The organism is Vibrio sp. 10N.247.310.17 (genome assembly GCF_041466605.1).
In the GTDB taxonomy this organism is placed as follows: Bacteria; Pseudomonadota; Gammaproteobacteria; order Enterobacterales; family Vibrionaceae; genus Vibrio; species Vibrio tasmaniensis_A.
The window spans coordinates 1-5,349 of the sequence record NZ_JBFSTC010000161.1 but is presented as its reverse complement, the minus strand read 5'-3'; the positions used below and the strand labels follow the sequence as shown (position 1 = coordinate 5,349).

General features: G+C 44.7%; 5 protein-coding genes. 1 reads left to right on the top strand and 4 read right to left on the bottom strand.

What is annotated here, in order from left to right; translation table 11 throughout:
* Nucleotides 1–177: 177 nt before the first annotated feature.
* From norW to AB6D80_RS24055, 4 genes are all read right to left on the bottom strand, one after another.
* Nucleotides 178–1,347 carry an NADH:flavorubredoxin reductase NorW gene (gene norW, locus AB6D80_RS24070; protein WP_372189841.1) on the bottom strand — a complete coding sequence of 390 codons (1,170 nt, stop codon included), beginning with the start codon at nt 1,345–1,347 and terminating at the stop codon, nt 178–180.
* Nucleotide 1,348: 1 nt separating this feature from the next.
* Nucleotides 1,349–2,848, bottom strand: coding sequence for an anaerobic nitric oxide reductase flavorubredoxin (gene norV, locus AB6D80_RS24065; protein ID WP_059018002.1), 1,500 nt, complete (start codon nt 2,846–2,848; stop codon nt 1,349–1,351).
* 328 nt (nt 2,849–3,176) lie between these two features.
* Nucleotides 3,177–3,833, bottom strand: coding sequence for an NAD(P)H-dependent oxidoreductase (locus AB6D80_RS24060; RefSeq protein WP_017061511.1), 657 nt, complete (start codon nt 3,831–3,833; stop codon nt 3,177–3,179).
* 291 nt (nt 3,834–4,124) lie between these two features.
* Entirely contained in the window at nt 4,125–4,991 is an 867-nt protein-coding gene (locus tag AB6D80_RS24055; RefSeq protein ID WP_048610279.1) for a hypothetical protein, read from the bottom strand.
* A gap of 129 nt (nt 4,992–5,120) precedes the next feature.
* Between AB6D80_RS24055 and AB6D80_RS24050 the strand changes: the two genes are divergently transcribed.
* Nucleotides 5,121–5,349 (top strand): hypothetical protein (locus AB6D80_RS24050; RefSeq protein ID WP_372189839.1); only part of this gene is annotated, 229 nt, incomplete at its 3' end.

Here is a 5,349-nt window from a genome sequence, read left to right as displayed (position 1 = left end):
CACTTACTACCGTTTTTGTTTTAAGTTCCCGCTAATCCGCGATGAACCTTTTTTATTGCTTGCTTATACTCGAGTTGCTCTAGTATAAGCATCAAATTTTCCCGAATTTGATGTGCATTTTTGTGTTGAATACAGCCGAACATATGTAATGAGTCGACTGCTTTTACACCTTTGTACTTATGATGGTGAACTGATTTGCAACTCCTTTAGTAAAGGAAATGCAGCCTTGATGTGCTCTCCCGTGACAATGAATCCAACCAACTGGTTATCTTCATTGAAGCCTTTGGCGACAATGCCTTTAGGATCGAATCGAGTTTCCCAGCTCTGAGCTGTGTGAATATCGCGCCCTGCCAGCTGAATCGGGTAACTCGGTGTTTTCACCTTGGTGATCATATGAGGCAAGCTGAGCTTTGCTTCGCCCACTTTGACGTCGCCTTTATCCATAGTCAGCTGCTTCGCCAACACGTTTGCCGACAAGATTGCTGGCTGCAGATAAGCCATCACACGCCCTTCAATTTCAGCGCAATCACCAATCGCATACACATTGTTGACACTGGTTTTCAGGGTGTCATCTACCACAATGCCTCTGTTGACGTCTATTCCCGCTTGCGTGGCTAAAGCCGTATTTGGCCATAACCCTGCTGCGGCAATCACGATATCTGCTCGTATTAATCGAGAGGCGGTAGTTTGTAGCCTGACTCCATCGTGGACGTAAGTCGCTCGAAAAATCGCAGAGTCGGTTTCGACGGTAACCCCTGCTTTTGCTAGCTCCCGTTCCAACTCAAGTGAAACGAAAGGCGGCACAAGGCTGTTCAATAGATAACTTGCGGGTTCGATAATCGTGACATCTTTGCCCGCAGCTTGAAGGTCGAATGCGAGCTCTACCCCAATCAAGCCTCCACCAATCACAGTGATACGTTGAGCTTCATCGATCTGAGCTTTGTGTTTCTCGAACTCTTCCAAGCTATTTAACGTAATGGTCGCGTTGCGTTTAAGCCCTTCCGCTGTTGGTATGAAAGGCGTTGCGCCCGTTGCTAATACCAACTTCGAATAGTGGATGGTTTGCCCGTCAACATGAACACACTGCTGCTTGGTATCGATTTCACTGACGAAAGCCTTGGTTTTGATGACCACGTTGTACTGCTCAGCCAATTGCTGAGCGTTATTAACGGCTAACGCTTGTGGTGTTTGAGCCTGGCTGAATACGTGTGAAAGATTCGGCTTACTGTACTCAGCTCCTGCATCTGCCGTGATCATGGTAATCGCGACATCTTGGTCAATTTTACGTACCATCTTTATGGTTTGTAGGGCGGCGAAACCACCGCCCACAATCACAATGTTCGACATGTTACTTCTCCACAAACACTTCTTTACCTAAATGGCATTCAGGGCAAAGGAAATCATCTGGTACTTGTGCCCATGGTGTTCCCGGTTCAACGCCTTGGTAGGGTTCACCCAGTTGTGGGTCGTACACCCATTCACACACAGTACAGCGCCAGCAAGTGCAATCTGCGCTATGTACAGGCTTATCTTGCGCTTCTTCTGACTTCTGCTCTGCCGTGTCTTTTAGCTCTGTTGGGGTGCTTGTCGGTGCTGATTCAATACGTTGAACGTTGCGCTCAACTTGTTTAGGCTCACTAACCTCGTCCGCATCGGTGCGCCAAACCTCGGCCAGTGTCATCCCGTAATCGATACATTGACGAAGTGCGTCTGTATCTGGTTTCCAGTGGATGTGTTGAGGTGCGCTCACCTCGAAGTTGGCTTCACGTAAGCGAGCATCGATGCGTTTTACTGCGCCTCCAGTCCAACCTGAAGAACCAAATGCTGCGGCTCTTTTTCCTGCAAAGCGCAGGCCGTGTATTTCTTCAAGTAGCGCGGCGATTTGCGGCATCATCACGTTGTTCATGGTCGATGACCCAACAAGCACACCCTTTGAGCGGAAGACATTGGCAAGGATGTCATTCTTGTCGTGCTTAGAAATATTGAACACCTTGATTGCCGTTTCTGGGCTGCCTTTTCGGATACCCTTAGCGATAGCATCAGCCATCATGCGAGTGTTGTTTGACATGGTGTCGTAGACAATCGTGATACGATCTTCTTTATAGGCTTTCGACCATTCGTAATATTGCTCAATGATTTGAGTCGCGTTGTCGCGCCAAATACAGCCGTGAGAGGTTGCAATGACATCGATCGGCACGCCTAAGCTCAGCACTTCTTCAATCTTCGCTTTTACTAGAGGTGCAAACGGCGTCAGGATGTTCGAGAAGTAACGCAGACACTGTTCATGCAACTCAACTTGGTCTAGCTGGTCATTGAATAGGTTTTCGTCGCAGTAGTGTTGGCCGAAAGCGTCGTTACTAAACAGGACTTCATCACCGGTTAAGTAAGTCGCCATTGAGTCTGGCCAGTGCAGCATTTTCATCTCAACGAAGATAAGTTGCTTTCCGTTACCGACATCAAGGGTGTCACCGGTTTTGACGGTTCTGAAATTCCAGTCTGGTTGGTGGTGGTGACCAACAATGGAGGTCACTCCAGCTTCAGTACAATAAACCGGCGTGTTGGGAATTTTAGCAAGCAGCGCAGAGAGAGCGCCTGAGTGGTCTTCTTCAGCGTGCTGGCAAATGATGTAGTCGATCTCATTGATATCGATTTCCATCTCTAGGTTTGCAAGGAATTGCTCAGTAAAGCGATGATCGACAGTATCGACAAGCACTGTCTTCTCTTCACGGATCAGGTATGAGTTATAGCTCGTGCCTTTGTTCATGTGGTATTCCTTACCGTGGAAGTGCTCGGTTTCCCAATCGTGGACGCCGACCCAATGAACATTTGATTTAACGTGAATAGTCATAATGATAATACCTTATTGAAATATCTAAGGCTCTCATTGCACTAGTCATGCCATGTTTTTAAGTGTTTGTTTTTATGTCGTTTGTTTGGTTTTTAATCGCCATGATGTGTCTTTATGACATTGTAGTTTGTGTAATCAAAATAAACACAGTGTGTCTTTATGACTAAGTGGTTGGTAATTGGTAGTTGCTTGGATAAATAACAGATACAAAAAAGGCCAGACGAGAGTCTGGCCAAATAAGGCAGTGTGATTTAACTGTAAAGCTATTAGCTTTATTAAAATTAACTAGACCTATTAGTGCTTTGAAGCCACTAATAAATACGAGCTATTAAAGCGTAGTAACCACTTCATCAAGCGCTAGGCGCGCTTTTGGTTTGCCGTAGTTGTAGTCTTCGCCGTCTTTGTGGTAGCCGATAGCTAGCGCTACATCAACAACGTGACCTTCTAGTTCGTCAGCAAACTCTTCGCTGATCATAGCTGCATCTACACCTTCCATAGGTGTTGAAGCGATACCTAGACGAGCTAGTGTGTGCAGTGTGTTACCTAGTGCGATGTAAACTTGAGACTTAGTCCAGTTGCCGTTGAAACCTGTTTCGTCTGTGTTCATTTCTGCGAATGCGTATGCACCTAGGAATTGCTCGTACATTTCAGCTGGTAGGTGACCAGAGCTTACTTCTGTATCAGCACGCTTCGCGAATTTCTCTTTAGTGTACTTAGGATCGTGAGCAAACAGGATCGTGTGTGATGCTTCTTTCGCATGTGGTTGGTTAAACTGGAACATGTTTTCGAAAGTATTGTGGAAGCGTTGTTTTGCTGCGTCACTCTCAATGATGATGAATTTCCAAGGCTGAGAGTTGATAGAAGAAGCTGACAAGCGAAGTGCTTCTTTGATTACTTCCATGTCTTCCGCAGAGATGCGTTTTTCTGCATCGTATTTTTTAGCTGTGTAACGAGTGTTTAAATCAGTAATGATTGGATGAGTCATGTTGAATCCTAATATCTATCAATAATAAATGTTGTAGGGTTTTATGTTCAGTCACGTCAACAATAAACGGATAACGAATTTAAACGAATCTCTATAGATTGAACGTCTAAATAGTTATCGAACATGCCCCAATAAATCGAGTATCTGCGGTAGCTCAAGTCGATGGGTGTAAGATAATAGAAGAATGACTCGGGAAAAATAGCGAACATATCAAATCACTATGGTTAATAATGTCCATAATGATTCGATAAATGTGATCTTAATGGAGGTGGAATCTCTAGATTCAGTAGCTTAGTAAGCCTTGATACCATATTGGCGCAATAATGGCGGAAGTACGCTGTCTAGGTTGGGGATATCTTCTGGCGTGATTTCGATTAGACCAAAACCATGCTCTTCATAGATTTTTCTCGTCGCTTCACGTTTATCTTCGGCGATGGGCGCAGAATCGGTTCCCCAGAACTGGATGTATACTTTGCCACTTGGTAGATAAAAATCGCTGATCACTTCTTTTGATATCGGAAGCGGACGCTCGTACGCATGAACCACTCCTGCCATATAAAGCCAGTTATCGATGATCAGCTCTCCCTTTGAACGAACATAATGCCCATCTAAGCTTCGGTGCTTCGCCTCAAATTTCTGACGAAAACTGGAGAACGACACATCGGTCGAGTGGCTTTCAGCATCATGCCCTAGGAATTCAACAACAGACTGCTTTAAACGTTTATTGCGAACCAGTGAGTCGTGCCATACCACGAATAAGTTTTGAGTCGCTTTGTCTTCCCTTTGTTCACCTCCGGCTTTTAAGCCTGTAGAGGTGACATGCCAACCGTCTTCTTCTTTTGTTATCCAACCAAGCTCGTTGAGCAGTAAGTTGATTTTCTTTGCGCTGAGTTGAAAGGCGCTACCAAGCTGGGTGGCGGTGAGTGTTTTTCCTGAGAATGAGTCCAAATCGATAAGCAGTTTCTCTGGCCAGACAATAAAGACACCAAACTTCTTGTGTTCGACATATTCCCCACCAAAGCTTTCTCCCCGTTCTGTGAGAATCCAACGCTCTTGTGAACGCACTATATAGCCCGCTGTTTTTAGATCGCTAAATAAAGCTTTAGCTTCTATGCCTTTTTGTTTAGCGAGCGCGGATGTGGAAATTTTGTCTGACATAGTCTTTTCTCAAATAGCAGTAGAACTGCTGATTAATGTTGAGGGGCTGTTGTATAGAATAGGGAAATACAATAACACAACTGTTGATACTAACTGCAGTTCACTGGTCTATGTTTTTAGTAGAAAGCCATGTCTGATTTTGATTGTTTGGAAGGTGGGGCTTTAGTTGCATCTAAACAGCTTGCACTAAATACCTTATCGCTTGGTAACCGGATAGTTAGGCGAGATCTGCAAAATATTTATGACGGTATAGAGTTTTTCCGCGTATCAAAAAGAAAAATAGCAGGCACAAAAAAGCCACATTTAAGTCAACACCTATCATTTAAGGTGTTTAGATCGCACAGTGTAGCGAGTCTTA